Raw genomic sequence first — 15,725 nt, forward strand, 5'->3', positions numbered from 1 at the left:
GCTCATGGCATCACCAGCCAAACTCGCCCACGTCGTCCTGCGCACCGGCCGCCTGCCGGAGATGGTCGACTGGTACGTGCAGGTACTCGAGGGCCGCCTCGTGTTCGGCACCGACATGCTGGCCTTCGTCACCTACGACGACGAGCATCATCGCGTCGCCTTCCTCGCCACCGGCGCGTCCCAGCGGCCCAGCGACGCCCATACCGGGCTGCATCACGTCGCCTTCACCTATGACACGCTCGGCGATCTGCTCGGCACCTATCAGCGCCTGAAGAGCGTTGGCGTGCAACCGTTCTGGACGATCAACCACGGCCCCACCACCTCGATGTACTACGAGGACCCCGAGGGCAACCACATCGAATTGCAGATCGACAACTTCGCCACCGACGCGGAGCTGGACGCCTTCTTCGACTCCGGCGCGTTCGACGCCAACCCCATCGGCGTCGAATTCGACGCGGACGACCTCGTCGCCCGCTTCGAGTCCGGCGAGCCGCTCGCCGACCTGGTGCGGCGGCCGTGAGCGCGGCCGAACAGACCCCGGTGCTCATCGCCGGAGCGGGCCCGGTCGGTCTCGCGACCGCGTATGTGCTGGGGCGACACGGTATTCCGAGCATCGTCTGCGAGCGCTACGGGGCGGTCAATCCGCACCCCCGGGCCCACGTGGTCAATACGCGATCGATGGAACTGCTGCGCGCGTGGGGCATCGCCGCGGCCGTCACCGAGGACGCGGTCGCGCCGGAGTGGATGCTGAACATCGTCTGGAAGCAGACCCTCGCGGGCGAGCCGCTCGGCCGGATCAATCTGGCCGAGGGCGGCGCGGAGCGAATCGCCCGCCGCGGCAACGCCTCTCCGGAGCTGATCACCTCCTGCGCACAGGATCGGGTGCAGCAGCGGCTGCTCGACGCGCTGCGGGCACAGGGTCTGGCCACGCTCCACTTCGACACCGACGTGGTCCGCGCTGTCGATACCGGGGAGCAGGTCGAGGTCACCGTCGAATCCGCGGGCGCGACGAGAACCATCGCGGCGCGGTACCTGGTCGCGGCCGATGGGGCGGCGGGCACGCTCCGCGCCGACCTCGGCATCGGCATGGCGGGACTGCCCGAGCTGGGGCACCAGGTGAACATCTACTTCCACGCCGACCTGTCGCCGTGGACCGACGCCGATCCGGCCCTGCTGATCTGGATGATCAACGCCGCGTCACCGGGCGTGCTCATCGGCATGGACGGCAAGCATCGCTGGACGCTCAACCGGCCGTTCGACCCGGACCTGGAATCGCTGTCGGACTACACCCCACAGCGCTGCGTCGACCTGGTCCGCACCGCGGTCGGCAGCCCGGACCTCGCCGTCGACATCCGGTCGGTCGGCGCCTGGACCATGGCCGCCCGCACGGCCGAGAGCTACCGCAAGGGCCGGGTGCTGCTGGCCGGCGACAGCGCGCACCAGTTCCCGCCGACCGGCGGGCTCGGCATGAACACCGGGCTCGCCGACGCCGACAACCTGGGGTGGAAGCTGGCCGCGGTACTCGGCGGCTGGGCTCCGGAAACCCTGCTCGACACCTACGAAACCGAGCGCAGCGTGGTCGCGCTCAGCAATACCGAGCGCAGTGTCGCCAATGCCCTGAAGATGTTCGACGCCGGAATCGGTCCGCTCACCGTCCAGATCGCCGAGCGCCTCGACAGCGTGGAACCGTCCGTCGCCCAGCGGGAGCGCGAGCTGCTGGCCACGGCGATTCCCCGGCACCGAGCGCATTTCGACGACCTGGACCAGGAATTGGCCTACGTGTACGGCGAGCAGGAGGACGGCCCCGATCCGATCGCCACCGCGGTGCTCGGCGCTCGCCTGCCGCACGCGTGGACCACACACGAGGGCAGCACGGTGTCGACCCTCGACCTGCTCGGCCCTTGGTTCACCCTCATCGCCGCGCCGTCCGGAACCGGCTGGGCCACAGCACTGTCCGAGGTGTCCGGGCGAATTCCCTGTCGGGCCTTCATCGTCGGACACGATCTCGACCTCGACACGGCTCGATTCGGCATCGGCGTGGCCGGCGCCATCCTGGTCCGGCCGGACGGGCATATCGCCTGGTCGACCGATTCCGGATCCGACACACCCGCCGCCGATCTCGCCGCCGCGCTCCGAACCGCCTGCGGCGTTCGCGAATCCGTCGCCTGACGCGGCCTCACGCAGGAAGCCATCCCCATGACCGATCAGATCGCCCCGGCAGCGTTGTCGGACCGCTACACCCGGCAGGCCGGAGCCGTGCACCTCACCGGCATCCAGGCGCTGGCCCGGCTGCCACTGGAATTGCGGCGCGCGGACCAGCGGGCCGGACGCCGCACCGCCGCCTTCATCTCCGGCTACGAGGGCTCGCCGCTCGCCGGCTACGACACCGAACTCGCCCGCAATGCGGCGCTGCTCGACGAGCACGACATCGTGTTCCGCCCCGGCGTCAACGAAGAACTGGCGGCGACCGCCGTCCAGGGCACGCAATGGGCGGCGACCCAGGACGACAAGCGAGTCGACGGCGTCCTCGCGCTCTGGTACGGCAAGTCGCCGGGCCTGGACCGCGCCTCCGACGCCATCCGGCACGCGAACCTGATGGGCACCCACCCCGAAGGCGGGGTGCTGGCCCTGGTCGGAGACGATCCGGCCGCCAAATCCTCCACCGTGCCCGGCGCGTCCGAGGGGCTGCTGGCCGATCTCGGCCTGCCGACCCTGTATCCGGCGGATCCGCAGGAGGCCTTGGACTTCGGGCTGCACGGGGTGGCGATGTCGCGGGCGTGCGGACTGTGGGTGGCGCTGAAGATCGCCACCAATGTGGCGGACGGTTCGGGGACGGTCGATCTGGACCCCGACCGGGTGCGGCCCGTCGTGCCCGACCTGACGGTCGACGGCGCCGCCTACCGGCACGAGGTGACCGCGCACGTCCTGCAGCCGACGCTGGGAGTGCTCGAACGCAGTCGTGAGGGCGCGCGGCTCGAGCTCGCGCGCCGCTACGCCCTGGCCAACGACCTCAACCGGATCACCCGGTCCGGCGCGGGCGACCGGCTGGGGATCGTCGCCGCGGGCAAGACGTATCTCGATGTGCGGCAAGCCTTGCGGATGCTCGGCCTCGACGATGCCGAGCTCGCCCGCCGCGGCGTCCGGCTGTTGCGGCTCGGGATGATTCATCCGCTCGAGCCGTCGATCGTCCGACGATTCGCCGAGGGCCTCGACGAGATCCTGGTGATCGAGGAGAAGCGGCCCTTCCTCGAACTCGCGGTCAAGGACCTGCTGTACGGCAGCCCCGGAGCGCCCCCCGTCCATGGCAAGCGGCTGCCCGACGGCACGGTGTTCATGCCCGCGGACGGCGAACTCGACCCGGACATCATCGCCGCGAAGCTGGCCGTCCGACTGTCGGCGATCGGCGGATTCCCGTCCGCCGAGCAATGGCGCGGCCACTGCCGCACCGGAATCGGTTCGCGCGCACTGCCACTCGTCACCCGGACGCCGTACTTCTGCTCGGGCTGCCCGCACAATGTCTCCACCAAGACGCCGGACGGGGCCACCGTCGGTGCGGGCATCGGCTGCCACGGCATGGTGTCCCTGATGAGCCCGGACCAGGTCGGCGACATCACCGGCCTGACCCAGATGGGTGGCGAGGGCACCCAGTGGATCGGCATGGCGCCGTTCCTCTCCCGCAGCCATCTGATCCAGAATCTCGGCGATGGCACCTTCCACCATTCGGGCAGCCTGGCGGTACGTGCGGCGATCGCCGCGGGCAGTCACATCACCTACAAACTGCTGTACAACTCGGCGGTGGCGATGACCGGCGGTCAGCAGGCCGTCGGGGTGATGCCGGTGCCGGCGATCTGCACCGCCATGCTCGCCGAGGGCGTCGCGCGGATCATCGTGACGACCGAGGACGTCAAGCGGTATCGAAAAGTCCGGTTGCCCAAGGAAGTTCAGGTCTGGCACCGTGACCGTCTGATCGAGGCGCAGGAAACCCTGTCCCGCACAGCCGGTGTCACCCTGTTGATCCACGATCAGGAGTGCGCCACCGAGCTGCGGCGCAAACGCAAACGCGGGCTCGCGCCCACCCCGGTGGACCGCATTGTCATCAATGAACGCGTCTGCGAGGGCTGCGGTGATTGCGGGCAGAAGTCGAATTGCCTTTCCGTGCAACCATTCGACACCGAATTCGGCCGCAAGACCCGTATCGACCAGTCCTCCTGCAATATCGACCGGTCCTGCCTGGCGGGGGACTGCCCGTCGTTCCTGTCCGTCGTTCCGGCCGGGAAGAAGGCCCGGACCGCGCCCGCGGCCCTCGACCCGGACGACCTGCCCGACCCGCCCGGAACCTTCGTCGGCACCCACACGACACGCATCACCGGCGTCGGCGGGTCCGGTGTGGTGACGCTGGCCCAGTTGCTCAGCACCGCGGCCACCCTCGCCGGGCATCGCGTCCGCGCGCTAGATCAGACCGGGCTCGCGCAGAAGGGCGGCGCCGTCGTCTCCGACCTCAAGTTCTCCGACCAGCCGATCGAACAGGGCAGCAAGGCGACCGCCGACGAGTGCGACCTCTATCTCGGTTGTGACCTGCTCGTCGCGGCGGAACCCCGCTACCTCGCGGCCGTCGACCCGGCCCGGACCGTCGCGGTGATCTCCACCAGTGAGGTCCCGACCGGGCAGATGGTCATCGACCCCACCGTCTCTTTCCCCGCGTCCGGGCCCATCCGGGACACGATCCGGGCCGCTGCCGCCGATGCCCGCTTCCTCGATGCGCGCAGCGCGGCGAACGTGCTGCTCGGCGCGGATCAGTTCGCGAATCTGCTGCTCGCGGGCGCGGCCGTGCAGGCGGGGGCGCTACCGCTGCCGCCCGCCGCCATCGAGGAGGCCATTGTCCTCAATGGTGTTCAAGCCGAGGCGAATACGGCCGCGTTCCGGTACGGCCGGCTGTCGGTCGCCGACCCCACGGCCTTCGCTGCCGCCCTGGAGCGAGCCCGCGGGCCGATCGAACCTGTTCGGCCACTGTCGAATTCGGCGGCGGACCTCATCGCGACCGTTGGCGCCGAGCCCGACTCGGAGCTGCATCGCCTGCTCGGCATCCGCGTCCCGGACCTGATCGAGTACCAGAACCTCAGCTACGCGAGGCAATACAGCACTTTCGTCGCCCACGTTCTCCGCGTCGAATCCGAACGGGTCCCCGGCTCGACCGCTCTCACCGAATCCGTCGCCCGAAACCTGTACAAACTCATGGCCTATAAGGACGAATACGAGGTGGCCCGCCTCTCCCTGGCTCCCGAAGTCCGCCGCGCTGTCGAAGCCGAATTCGGTCCCGGCGCCCGCATCTCCTACCGCCTGCATCCCCCGGCCCTGCGGGCCCTCGGCATGAAGAACAAACTGGAGTTGGGCCCATGGTTCCGTCCCGTCTACCGCGCGCTGGTGGCCTGCCGTCGCCTCCGCGGCACCCGCCTGGACCCCTTCGGTCCCGCCGCGATCCGGAGGACCGAACGAGCCCTGATCACCGAATACCGCACCACAGTCACGGAAGTTCTCGACGCCCTGAATCCCGGCACCCACGCTCTGGCCGTCGAAATCGCCGACCTGCCCGACATGATCCGCGGCTACGAGTCCATCAAGGCCGCCAACGTCGACGCGTACCGAGCCCGAGTCGCCGAGCTCCTGCGCGGGCTCACGACCTGATGCCTCCCGAAATCGGGGTGGGCGGGCCTCCGGTCGGATACGCTGCCCGGTTGAGTTGAAAAGATCTCGCTTCAGTCTGGATTCGGGGTGTCGATAGTGTCTGTTGGGTCGCTGGGTACTGGCCGACGGTGGATGTGCGCCGCCATCGCGGCGCTCGCGGTCACCACGGCGACGGCGGGCAGCGTCGTCGCGGAACCGGCTCCGGCGGGCAAAGAGCTTGTGGTGCTGGGGGATTCGTTCTCCGCCAATGACTGGGATCACTTCGAAGGCAAGAACGACTGCAACCGGCACGGCGCCACCGCCTGGCCGGTGCAGCTGGCCAAGCTGATGGGCGTGCACGGAACCGAGCTGGTATCCGACCCTTCGTGCCCCGGCGCCTCGATCGACAGCGGTCCCGGCTGGACCATGGCTCAGCAGGCACAGCGCGCGGACAAAGAGGGCGCATTCGGTCCGAATACCAAACTGGTGACACTGCAATTCGGGATGAACGACAAATGGGGAAGCTCGGATCAGACCCTGTTCACATCCCTGCAGTCCTGCGTCTTCAACCTCGAACTGGGCTGTGATCCCGACTCGGTCGAGCAGGGTCGCATGACCGACTACACCGGTGTCTCCGGCGCCCTGATGGCGAAGCGAATGAGCAACGCCGTCACCTACATCAAGTACTACGCCCCGAACGCCCGCATCGTCCTGGTCGGCTACCCGGAGGTCTTGACCCCGGGCAGCACCACCATCTGCCTCTCCGTCCTGGGCGTCGCGCCGTTCGTCAACCCGCGCGGCCGCGCGCTGGTGGAATTCCTCGACCGCATCGACGTAGCCCAGCGAGAAGCCGCGCAGTTGCTGGGCATCGACTTCTTCGACGCCCGAGCCCTTTCCGCCGGCCACGACCTCTGCTCCCCGCAGCCGTGGCTGAACGGAATCCTCGACCCCCGCACCGGAATGGACGGCCTCCCCTTCCACCCGTCGACCCAGGGCGACACCGTCCTCGCGAACGCGATCCACACCCGATACGGACACTGACCATGTGCCCTGCGCGGGATTCGAACCCGCGACGCCCGGGGCCGCTGGGTAATGGCAGGCGGTGGATATGCGCCGCCATCGCGGCGGTCGCGGTCACCACGGCGACGGCGGGCGGCGTCGCGGCGGACCTGGCTCCCGCGGGCAAAGAGCTTGTGGTGCTGGGGGACTCGTTCTCCGCCAACGACTGGAACCATTTCGACGATTCGTACGGCTGCAATCGTCACGGGCCCACGGCCTGGCCGGTGCAGCTCGCCAAACTGATGGGCGTGTACGGGACCGAGCGGGTGTCCGACGCTTCGTGTCCGGGTGCGTCGATCGACACCGGGCCCGGATGGACCCTGAGTCAGGAAGCGGCGCGGGCGGCGACAGCGGGCGCTTTCGGGCCGAACACGAAACTGGTGACACTCCAGTTCGGGATGAACGACAGATGGGGAGCATCAGCTCGGACACTGTGGAGTTCCCTGCATTCCTGCGTCTTCAACCTCGAACAGGGTTGTGACACGGATTCCGTCGCCCAGGGCCGGATGACGGACTACACCGGTGTCTCCGGTGAGTTGATGGCCCATCGAATGAGCAACGCCGTCACCTACATCAAGTACTACGCCCCGAACGCCCGCATCGTCTCGGTCGGCTACCCCGAACTCTTCACCCCGGGCAGCAGCACCATCTGCCTCTCCGTCCTGGGCGCAGCGCCGTTCATCAATCCCCGCGGCCGCGCATTGGTCGAGTACCTCGACCGCATCGACGTAGCGCAACGAGAAGCCGCCCAGCTGCTGGGGATCGATTTCTTCGACACCCGCACCCTCACCGCCGGCCACGACCTCTGCTCCTCGCAGCCCTGGCTGAACGGAATCCTCGACCCCCGCACCGGAATCGACGGCCTCCCCTTCCACCCGTCGACCCAGGGCGACACCGCCCTCGCCAACGCCGTCCACACCCGCTACGTCCGCTGAATCCGGAGCCACCACGGTGGTGGTCGCGGGGCCGTGCTCGGCCCGAAGCAGGGAGTAGCCCGAAGGCGGGCATCACACCGCAGCGCAGCCTGACCACCGCGCTCGGCCGGGGACGTCGGCCGACCGGAGCGTGCCGCCCTGCCTCAGCCGATGCCGTTCTGCACCGGATAGTCGATGACGTCCACACCGCCGGTGGCGTAGTTGACGACATCGTCGGCCGCCCGCTTGCCGTACTCCGACGCCCGCATCGCGGCCAAGGCGTCGGCGTCAGCGAAATCGGCTTCGAAGACCGCGAAATACGGCGCATCTCCATTCAGCGACGCCACGTCGAAGCTGTAGCGCCACGCGAGCACGCCGGGCCAATTCGCGACCAGCGGAAGGTGGTTGTTCACGTAGTAGTCGCGGAAGTGGTCGGGGTCGGCGGGCTTGGGATAGAGGACCACCAATTTATGCATGACTGCCTCCTGCGGCTACCACGGTCGATTGAATCGTCATATCCGCAGGTTAGGGCTTGATGTGCGGTCGAGGGAAAGACCGGAACGAGATAGACTCAGAACGGATCGTTATCAATCAGCAGGGAGGGCATGTGGCGCCGGATACGGTGAGCCTGCGGTACTTTCTGGTGCTGGCGCAGGAGTTGAACTTCACCCGCGCGGCCGCACGAATCGGTATCGCGCAGCCCGCACTCAGTGCCCGGATGCGCCGACTGGAGGCGGAACTCGGTACCAGTCTGCTGGTCCGCGACACGCGTAGCGTCGTATTGACCACGGCCGGTGCGGCTTTGGCGGAGTCCGCGCCGCCCGCGCTGGCGGCGCTGGACCGGGCATGGGACACCGCCCGGAACGCGGGGGCCGGTGAACTGGGCACGCTGCGCATCGGATACAGCCTCAGCGCGGGGGCCGAGACGGCACCGGCCCTGGTGGACAGGCTCATTCGCAGCAGCCCGGGACTCGAGGTCAGTGCCGTCCCGATGGCGACACCGGAGATCTCCGCCGCGGTCGCCGACGGCCGCATCGACGCGGGCATCACCCGCGGTGAACAGCCGGGCCGTGGCGTGCGCCGGTTCCTGCTGCGGCGTATGCGCGTCGGGGTCCAACTGGCACAGCATCATCCGCTCGCCGAACACCCGGAGATCGAGATCGCCGATGCGGCCGCGTACCCGCTGCGACTCCCGGACCGTACGGCCAACCCCGTCATCCACGATCAGCTGTCCGCGCTCTTCCGCGACATCCGCCCGAGCCCCCGATTCCACACGCCCGCAGTCTCTTTCGATATGTCTCAACACGACCTACGCGACGGGCTCACCCTCGCTCCGGCCGGCGAAGTCGCGGTCACGACGCAACCGGCCGGTCTCACCTGGCGACCACTGCGGGGCGCACCCACCCTGACCATCCACCTGGTCCTCCCACGCGTGCAGTCACCACTACACCGCCGCATCCGTACCGTCGCCAAAACCCTTGCACACGAGCTGGACTGGCTGCAGGACTGACGCGCAGCAGGTCACGCAGATCGCCGCCGACGATGACGATCCCGAGTACTGCAGCGACCTCCAGCAGATGGGGGTCCTGGGCGAAATGGCCTACGGAACACCGCAGCGGGGTCGCAATCGGTGAGGCTGTGGTCAATCCTTGCGGATCCAGGCGGGCGTGATTCGTATCTTGCTGAGTCGCCAGCCCGTCGCGGTAGTAGTACACAATCGAGTTCGACGAGGCTGTGGCTTGGTCGCCGACCAGTTGCCGCCCAAGGCGAACGTGCGTGATTCTCGAGTCAGCTTCACAGCAGGACACGGCGGGCGAACAGGCCGTCGGGTTCACGCAGCCAGACTCGGCACGAGGGGTCGATCACGTTGTAGAAGGTTTCGGTGACGGCCTCTACCCGGCCGTCGGGACTGGGCTGAACCTGCACGATCCGGGTGAGGTCATCGTTGGATGGCCAGGAGGATACGAGCAGCAGCGAAATCAGCCAGACGGGGAAGGTCAGGAGGCCAAACGGCGATGGCCCGGATGATTCGCTGCTTGCGCAATGACCGAGCTGTCGGCGCCGCGTCTGTTTCGGTTGGAGAAAGATCTTCTCCGACTGCCTGTTCGGTCAACAGATGCCCCCTCGCGTGAAACGAACCCAAGGCCACTGCAGTCCCGCTGAGGTCTACGCCGGCCACCTGAACAGCGGTGACGCACTGACCGTTTGAGCCCGCCATCGTTTTCCCGCAACCGGGTGATGAGCCGCGACAGGACGTAGGCAGTCGTCCAACGACCTTCGCTTGCCGGCCGCTATCGGTCGGGTCGGCCCGCCTTGTCTCGAAGGTAGCGCTGTTCGGGAAGACTTGTGGTGCGCTGGGCCGCCAGACGGTAGTTCGCCCGAGCAGCGGCGAACTCGCCCGCCAGCTCCTGTAAGTGGGCGCGAACGGCGTAGAGGCGGTGGTGTCGGCCGATCCGAGGGTCGCTGTCCAGTCCTTCCAGCAGTTCGAGTCCCGCCTGGGGACCGTGGGTCATCGCGACCGCGACGGCGTAATTGAGCGTGACCATAGGATTCGGCGCGATCCGGCTCAGGATTTCGTACAGGATCCGGATCTGCTCCCAGTCGGTATCCGCGGCCCGCGGTGCCTGGACATGCAGCGCAGCGATCGCCGCCTGGAGTTGGTACGGGCCGATAGGCGAGGAGGACATGGCGGCGGTTACCAGCGCGGTGCCCTCTTCGATCAAGGCGGCGTCCCACCGGTTCCGGTCCTGCTCGGCCAGCGGAATGAGGGCACCGTCCGGGCCGGTGCGGGCCGCACGGCGGGCGTCGGTCAGCAGCATCAGCGCCAGAACCCCGGCGACTTCACCGTCATCCGGCAAGGACCGGTGCAGCATTCGGGTGAGGCGGATCGCCTCTGTGGTGAGTTCACTGCGATGCAGATCCGGTCCGGAACTGGCGGTGTAGCCCTCGTTGAAGATCAGGTAGAGCACGTGCAGGACAGCGTCCAGCCGTTCGGCCCATTCTTGGGCGCCCGGCATCGCTAACGACGCTCCTGCTGCCCTTATCCGTTGCTTGGCGCGGCTGATCCGTGGCGCCATGGTGGCCTCCGGCACGAGGAAGGCCCGCGCCACCTCGGCTGTGGTGAGCCCGCCGACGGCCCGCAGCGTGAGTGCAACCTGAGAAGCGGGCGTCAGTGCCGGAAGGCAGCACAGGAACAACAGTGCGAGCGTGTCGTCCTGGTCGCCGGGGCTTTCGTCGCCCGGCGGCGGCGAAAGGTCTGTGTCCGGTGTCTCCCGCGCGGCTGCGGTGACTTCCCTGCGGCGGCGTGCCTGCTCGTTGCGCACTTGATCGACCAGACGGCGGGCGGCGACGGTGATCAGCCAGGACCGCGGGTTTTCCGGGAGACCCTCGGCGGGCCACTGCAGCGCCGCGGCGAGCAACGCCTCCTGGACCGCGTCCTCGCATTCCTCGAACCCGCCGTAGCGGCGCAGAAGCACCCCGAGAACCTGCGGCGCCAGGTCGCGCAGCAGGTCCTCGAGACGTTCGGACGCGCTCACATCTCCATCCCGGCCGAGTCCATCAACGGACGTACCTCCACGGCACCGACCTGACCGCTCGGTAGCAGAGCTGCCAGTTCCACGGCGCGCTCGCGGCTTTCGCAATCGACCAAGAACTGGCCGGCGACATGATCCGGGGCCTGCAGGTACGGGCCCTCGGTCACGGTCACCGCGCCATCCGAAACCCGTACCACGGCGCTGATGGACGGATCAGCAAGAAGGTGAGCGTTGATCAGTTCCCCCGCACGCCCGGTCGCGGCCAACGACTGCTCGAGGTCGAATCCTTCCCCCTGTACGGCCGCAGTGCTCAGATAGAGATTCAGCAGGAACTTCACGGGGTGCTCAGCGGTCGGCTGTGTCTTCGAAGATGATCTGCCGCACCTCGATGCCGAGGCCCTCTACACCGGCGTCCGGGATGAGCGCGGCCAGCTCCAGCGCACGTTCCCGGCTGCCGCACTCCACCATGTAATACCCGCCGAGGTACTCCTTGGCCTCGAGGTATGGCCCGTCGGTCACCGCGGGAACGCCGCCCCGGACCCTGACCACAGCGCTCTGCGACGGGTCGGCCAGTACCGCGGTGCTGATCATCTCCCCCGACTTGGTGACGGCCTCCATGAATGCGCCGTGGCCGCTCATCACCTTTTGGCGCTCCTCCTCGGTCAGCGCATCCCAGATCTGCGGGTTGTTGTGCATGATCAACAAGAACTTCACAGCGTCTCCTTCGATGGTCAGGCGGCGCCCTCGAGGCACCGTTCACCATAAAGTCGGAGCCGGTGACGCATTCTTGCGGTGCCGGACCGCAAAATTCTGCTGCCCGCTCCGACTAAGACCCGAAGGGACGCCTCACCTGAGCGTTCCGCACCCAACGGTCAACAATGGAGTATCGGAATGAATCTTCCGCGCATCGGCGTCAGCCTGCCCTACGTCGGCCCACATGCCGGTCCGGACGCCATCGTCGCAGTGGCCCAGGCGACCGAACGGCTCGGGTTTCACTCCGTGTCCGCCAGCGATCGGCTCCTGATCCCTGCCGGACCGCACTGGAACAACGACGCGGGCCTGCCCGAGTCCCACGTCTGGGACTCACTGGAGGTGCTGAGCTGGGCGGCCGCCCACACCCAGCGGATCCGCGTGTGCACGGACATCGTGAACTCGATCTTCCACTCGCCGATCAACCTGGCCCGTCGACTGGCCACGCTCGACCGACTGTCCGGCGGTCGGTTGGATGTCGGCGTCGGCCAAGGCGGCGGCACTCGGCTGCCACCGTTCTACATCCCCGAGGAGTTCATTGCGGCGGGGGTGCCGGCCAGCCGCAGAGGCGCCGGATTCGTCGAGCACATCGCCGCGATGCGGGCATGCTGGGCACCCGACCCCGTTGAGTTCGATGGCGAGCACTACCAGATCCCGCTGTCCATGGTCGGCCCGAAGCCGTACGCAGGCACCCTGCCCCTGTTCATCGGCGCGATAACCCGTCACACGATCGAACGGGCAGCCCGCATTGCGGACGGCTTCATCACCACCGCGGTCGACTGGGACGACACCCGTAGAAACGTCCGCTGGTACCGAGAGGCCGGCGGCACAGGCACCGTCGTGGTGAATACGCTCCCGAGCCGTCGCGACCAGTACCCATCTCCCAGCGCTTTCACCGACACCGCGCTGAGCGACCTCGACCATGCCTCAGCCGTCGGCGCCGACGAGATGCACATCGCGATCCATCTGCTGCCCTCGAACCCGGAGCAGCAGGTCGAGCTGCTGGAGGCGCTTGCGGCCAAGCTTGGTTTGCCGACGCGCAAGACCACGCAGTAGAACCGACTCAGCGCCCTGCCGCCACAGCCGCCGGGCGCAACGCGGACGCCGACACCGATCCTGCCGTGCGATGCCTCGACAAGTTATTCGATCTTGGGCATGAACGCTACCGCGCTGACCGAACCGGTCAGCGCTAGGTGCTGCGGATCCGGGCATGCCGTGGGTTATCCCTGCGGGCGGTGTGCGCACCGTCGGGTTAGGTGGTGAGGTGATCCATCGCGTACATGCTCGGGGTTACGATGATGCTCGAGCACCGACGGCTTGCCTGACATGGCTCTATCTTCCCTCAGCCCGGCCGTGCAGTCCGCGCGTCTTCGCTTCTTATGGGAGGGGTCATGTGCCGCCTGTTCGGACTCTCAGCCGCGCCGCAGCGGGTGCGCGCCACTTTCTGGTTGCTGAAGGCGCCCGACAGCCTGTCGCGGCAAAGTCACCGCGAACCTGACGGCGTGGGCCTGGGTACCTTCACCGCTACGGGCGCGCCGCTGGTGGAGAAGCAGCCGATCGCCGCCTACGAGGATCAGCTCTTCGCGCAGGAGGCCCGCGAACGCGAATCCGAAACCTTCGTCGCACATGTCCGCTTCGCCTCCACAGGCGGGCTGAACGTGCGCAATACCCATCCGTTCGAGCAGCACGGACGCCTGTTCGCGCACAACGGGGTGCTGGAGGGGCTCGACGAGCTGGAGCGCGAACTCGGCGACTATCGCCGACTCGTCCACGGCGACACCGACTCCGAGCGCTTCTTCGCCCTGATCACGGCCCGGATCGACCATCACGCGGGCGATGTCACCGCGGGCATCACCGACGCGGTCGGCTGGATCGCCGACCGGCTGCCGCTCTACGCACTCAACATGATTCTCACCACCGCGACCGAACTGTGGGCCCTGCGCTATCCCGACACCCACGACCTGTATGTCCTCGAGCGTGCCGCCGGTGGCGCACAGGGCGATCAGCGGCTCGACCACACGAGTCATAGGGGCATTCGCGCCAGCAGTGGCGTGCTGACCGACTATCCCGCTGTCGTCATCGCCACCGAACGCATGGACAACGACGCCGGATGGAGGCTCCTCGCCTCCGGTGAACTGCTCCATGCCGACGAGCATCTGCACGTGCGGTCCAGCATTATTCGGGATTCCCCGCCCCGCCACCTGCTTTCGCTCGCCGACCTGGACGAGACCGCCGCCGCCTCCCAGACCGCACACTAGTTGGTGTCCGTGCGGGAGGGCACCGCTACTTCGAGCCGGGGCAATCTGCTCGCGGGCGGCCTATCGAAGCACAGTCTGGTCGAGTTCTCGAGCGAAGAGCCAGGCGAGTTCGGCTCGGCGATGGCCTTCGTGAACGCCGCCGAGACTGCCTATTGCCCCGGCTGATGCCGGTGCACGGCTGGCCCGCCCTGAACGTCCGCCTCGTCCTCGCTGGCTCTCGCGACGCACTCTTTTGCCGCATACCGCGCTGACCGAACCGGCCAGCGCTGGGCATCGGAAGATCAACTGGCCGTGCCGATCCGAGGTCGGCGGAACATCCGCTACTGCCGAGGACCTGCTGGAACTAGATCAAGGCTGGGTGCAGGCATGTTCGCGATTGAACGAGCCGACGCTTCCGGTGCCGGTGGGGAGGTTGCGGGTGGCGTCTGCGTATGCCTCCCCCGGGGTCGCCCCCTTACCGAAGCCCACGATCGGGAACCCTGCGACGATCGCGAGCGGACTCGTCACGACTGCACCGCAGCCGTTCGCGAACGTCACCATCATCCGGCAGTCGATGATGCCTTGACCCTTGCACGTTCGGTCGGCGGCTCGAATGGCGTCGGCTTCCGTCGGGTGGTTGACCGAAAACGCGTAGACGTTGCCCCACGCGCTGAGGGAAACGGCGCCCCAGTTGACGGGGTCGGCGGCGGCAGGCGGTGCCGCAAGAATGGCAGCGGCGCTCACCGAGAGGGCGGCGGCCGCAAAGGATTTGTTGAACAAGTGGCGTGCTTCCTCTGCGCGCCGACCAGGGTGCGGCGATCGCATGGAAGATACCGCAGCGCATGGACTCGAGATCGCCCCAAGTCTTGGGGGCACGGCAAAGACCATCACGAGCTGCGGTGTTCGTGACGGATCTGCTGAAACCGATCTAGTCGCCCTTGGCTGCGGGAGCGCCCTCGTCGGTGGCCGTCGCCTCGCGCAGCCGTTCGGGATCCGGTGGTCGGGTCACGGCGCCTCGTTCGATGAGTCGTCGAAGCGGCAGCGGCCGGTGTCGCGTTCTTACAATCGTGGGCGGCGTCGGCGATCCAGACTGGGCTGACAGCAATGTTGTTGCGGAGAGGAAAGATCCATGGCAGTTGCCACGCTGAAGATGCTCACCCTGGACAGTGCCGACGCGCGCCGAGACGCGGAGTTCTGGGCGGCCGCGCTCGGTTGGGAGATCGCCCACGTGCAGGACGAGTACGCCATGCTCACTGGTCCAGACCACGCGCTGGGATTCGGCACGGTCGCGGGCTATCAGCCGCCCACCTGGCCGAACGAGAATGGAACCAAGCAGTTCCATCTGGATTTGGCGGTCGAAGACCTCGAGATGGCCAGTAAGCAACTGGTCGAGTTGGGCGCTACGGTGCCCGAGTTCCAACCGGGTGAAAGCTGGCGGGTGCTGCTCGATCCGAGCGGCCACCCGTTCTGCCTCACCCTCGCTGCCAATTGGGCTAGCTGACCGGTCTGGCCGTATCTGACTGGGTATCCGCAAATGCCGCATACCGCGCTGACCGAACCGGCCAGCGCGG

Annotated in this window: 15 protein-coding genes; 9 read left to right on the forward strand and 6 right to left on the reverse strand. The window is 67.6% G+C overall.

Annotated features, from left to right (window positions below; genetic code table 11):
* The first annotated feature begins 4 nt into the window (after window positions 1-4).
* The 5 genes from ACQP06_RS03965 to ACQP06_RS03985 all read left to right on the forward strand — a co-directional run bounded on the left by ACQP06_RS03965 (window position 5) and on the right by ACQP06_RS03985 (window position 7,655).
* A complete protein-coding gene (locus ACQP06_RS03965; protein ID WP_433670571.1) occupies window positions 5-520 on the forward strand; it encodes a VOC family protein in 516 nt (171 codons plus the stop codon).
* Window positions 517-2,169, forward strand: a complete 1,653-nt coding sequence (locus tag ACQP06_RS03970; protein WP_433670572.1) for an FAD-dependent monooxygenase — start codon at window positions 517-519, stop codon at window positions 2,167-2,169. Before ACQP06_RS03965 ends, ACQP06_RS03970 begins: the two co-directional genes overlap by 4 nt.
* Before the next feature lie 27 nt (window positions 2,170-2,196).
* Complete coding sequence (locus ACQP06_RS03975) at window positions 2,197-5,682, forward strand: indolepyruvate ferredoxin oxidoreductase family protein (protein ID WP_433670574.1); 3,486 nt, start codon at window positions 2,197-2,199, stop codon at window positions 5,680-5,682.
* 96 nt (window positions 5,683-5,778) lie between these two features.
* Window positions 5,779-6,702, forward strand: coding sequence for an SGNH/GDSL hydrolase family protein (locus ACQP06_RS03980; RefSeq protein WP_433670575.1), 924 nt, complete (start codon window positions 5,779-5,781; stop codon window positions 6,700-6,702).
* Between the two features lie 2 nt (window positions 6,703-6,704).
* Window positions 6,705-7,655: an SGNH/GDSL hydrolase family protein gene (locus tag ACQP06_RS03985; protein WP_433670577.1), complete on the forward strand. Its 951-nt coding sequence runs from the start codon at window positions 6,705-6,707 to the stop codon at window positions 7,653-7,655.
* Window positions 7,656-7,798: 143 nt separating this feature from the next.
* Here ACQP06_RS03985 and ACQP06_RS03990 read toward each other — a convergent pair whose 3' ends face one another.
* Window positions 7,799-8,110: an EthD family reductase gene (locus tag ACQP06_RS03990; protein WP_433670578.1), complete on the reverse strand. Its 312-nt coding sequence runs from the start codon at window positions 8,108-8,110 to the stop codon at window positions 7,799-7,801.
* Window positions 8,111-8,241: 131 nt separating this feature from the next.
* On the opposite strand from ACQP06_RS03990, the gene ACQP06_RS03995 reads away from it, so the two are divergent.
* Entirely contained in the window at window positions 8,242-9,144 is a 903-nt protein-coding gene (locus ACQP06_RS03995; RefSeq protein WP_433670579.1) for a LysR substrate-binding domain-containing protein, read from the forward strand.
* A gap of 284 nt (window positions 9,145-9,428) precedes the next feature.
* Here the strand turns inward: ACQP06_RS03995 and ACQP06_RS04000 are convergent, their stop codons facing one another.
* The 4 genes from ACQP06_RS04000 to ACQP06_RS04015 form a co-directional block, all read right to left on the reverse strand.
* The gene (locus ACQP06_RS04000; protein WP_433670580.1) at window positions 9,429-9,560 is read right to left on the reverse strand and encodes a hypothetical protein; all 132 of its coding nucleotides are present in this window, start codon (window positions 9,558-9,560) and stop codon (window positions 9,429-9,431) included.
* A gap of 365 nt (window positions 9,561-9,925) precedes the next feature.
* The gene (locus tag ACQP06_RS04005; RefSeq protein WP_433670581.1) at window positions 9,926-11,170 is read right to left on the reverse strand and encodes an RNA polymerase sigma factor; all 1,245 of its coding nucleotides are present in this window, start codon (window positions 11,168-11,170) and stop codon (window positions 9,926-9,928) included.
* Window positions 11,167-11,505, reverse strand: coding sequence for a YciI family protein (locus ACQP06_RS04010; protein ID WP_433670582.1), 339 nt, complete (start codon window positions 11,503-11,505; stop codon window positions 11,167-11,169). Before ACQP06_RS04010 ends, ACQP06_RS04005 begins: the two co-directional genes overlap by 4 nt.
* 7 nt (window positions 11,506-11,512) lie before the next feature.
* A complete protein-coding gene (locus ACQP06_RS04015) occupies window positions 11,513-11,881 on the reverse strand; it encodes a YciI family protein (protein ID WP_433670584.1) in 369 nt (122 codons plus the stop codon).
* 177 nt (window positions 11,882-12,058) lie between these two features.
* Here ACQP06_RS04015 and ACQP06_RS04020 point away from each other — a divergent pair, with 177 nt between their 5' ends.
* Both ACQP06_RS04020 and ACQP06_RS04025 read left to right on the forward strand, forming a co-directional pair.
* Window positions 12,059-12,973 carry a TIGR03619 family F420-dependent LLM class oxidoreductase gene (locus ACQP06_RS04020; RefSeq protein ID WP_433670585.1) on the forward strand — a complete coding sequence of 305 codons (915 nt, stop codon included), beginning with the start codon at window positions 12,059-12,061 and terminating at the stop codon, window positions 12,971-12,973.
* 335 nt (window positions 12,974-13,308) lie between these two features.
* Window positions 13,309-14,175 carry a class II glutamine amidotransferase gene (locus ACQP06_RS04025; protein ID WP_433670586.1) on the forward strand — a complete coding sequence of 289 codons (867 nt, stop codon included), beginning with the start codon at window positions 13,309-13,311 and terminating at the stop codon, window positions 14,173-14,175.
* A gap of 348 nt (window positions 14,176-14,523) precedes the next feature.
* Here ACQP06_RS04025 and ACQP06_RS04030 read toward each other — a convergent pair whose 3' ends face one another.
* On the reverse strand, window positions 14,524-14,934 hold the full coding sequence (locus ACQP06_RS04030; protein ID WP_387455384.1) for a DUF4189 domain-containing protein: 411 nt from the start codon (window positions 14,932-14,934) through the stop codon (window positions 14,524-14,526).
* Window positions 14,935-15,283: 349 nt separating this feature from the next.
* Between ACQP06_RS04030 and ACQP06_RS04035 the strand changes: the two genes are divergently transcribed.
* Window positions 15,284-15,655 carry a VOC family protein gene (locus tag ACQP06_RS04035; protein WP_357089235.1) on the forward strand — a complete coding sequence of 124 codons (372 nt, stop codon included), beginning with the start codon at window positions 15,284-15,286 and terminating at the stop codon, window positions 15,653-15,655.
* Window positions 15,656-15,725: the final 70 nt, after the last annotated feature.

Origin of the sequence: Nocardia sp. CA-136227, assembly GCF_050955695.1 — a bacterium.
Classification (GTDB): Bacteria; Actinomycetota; Actinomycetes; order Mycobacteriales; family Mycobacteriaceae; genus Nocardia.

Excerpts from the sequence above, each read along its gene's own strand:
- ACQP06_RS04035 (WP_357089235.1), top strand. The coding sequence starts at position 15,284 with ATGGCAGTTGCCACGCTGAAGATGCTCACCCTGGACAGTGCCGACGCG.
- ACQP06_RS03975 (WP_433670574.1), top strand. The coding sequence starts at position 2,197 with ATGACCGATCAGATCGCCCCGGCAGCGTTGTCGGACCGCTACACCCGG.
- ACQP06_RS04020 (WP_433670585.1), top strand. The coding sequence starts at position 12,059 with ATGAATCTTCCGCGCATCGGCGTCAGCCTGCCCTACGTCGGCCCACAT.
- ACQP06_RS03965 (WP_433670571.1), top strand. The coding sequence starts at position 5 with ATGGCATCACCAGCCAAACTCGCCCACGTCGTCCTGCGCACCGGCCGC.
- ACQP06_RS03985 (WP_433670577.1), top strand. The coding sequence starts at position 6,705 with ATGTGCCCTGCGCGGGATTCGAACCCGCGACGCCCGGGGCCGCTGGGT.
- ACQP06_RS03990 (WP_433670578.1), bottom strand. The coding sequence starts at position 8,110 with ATGCATAAATTGGTGGTCCTCTATCCCAAGCCCGCCGACCCCGACCAC.
- ACQP06_RS04025 (WP_433670586.1), top strand. The coding sequence starts at position 13,309 with ATGTGCCGCCTGTTCGGACTCTCAGCCGCGCCGCAGCGGGTGCGCGCC.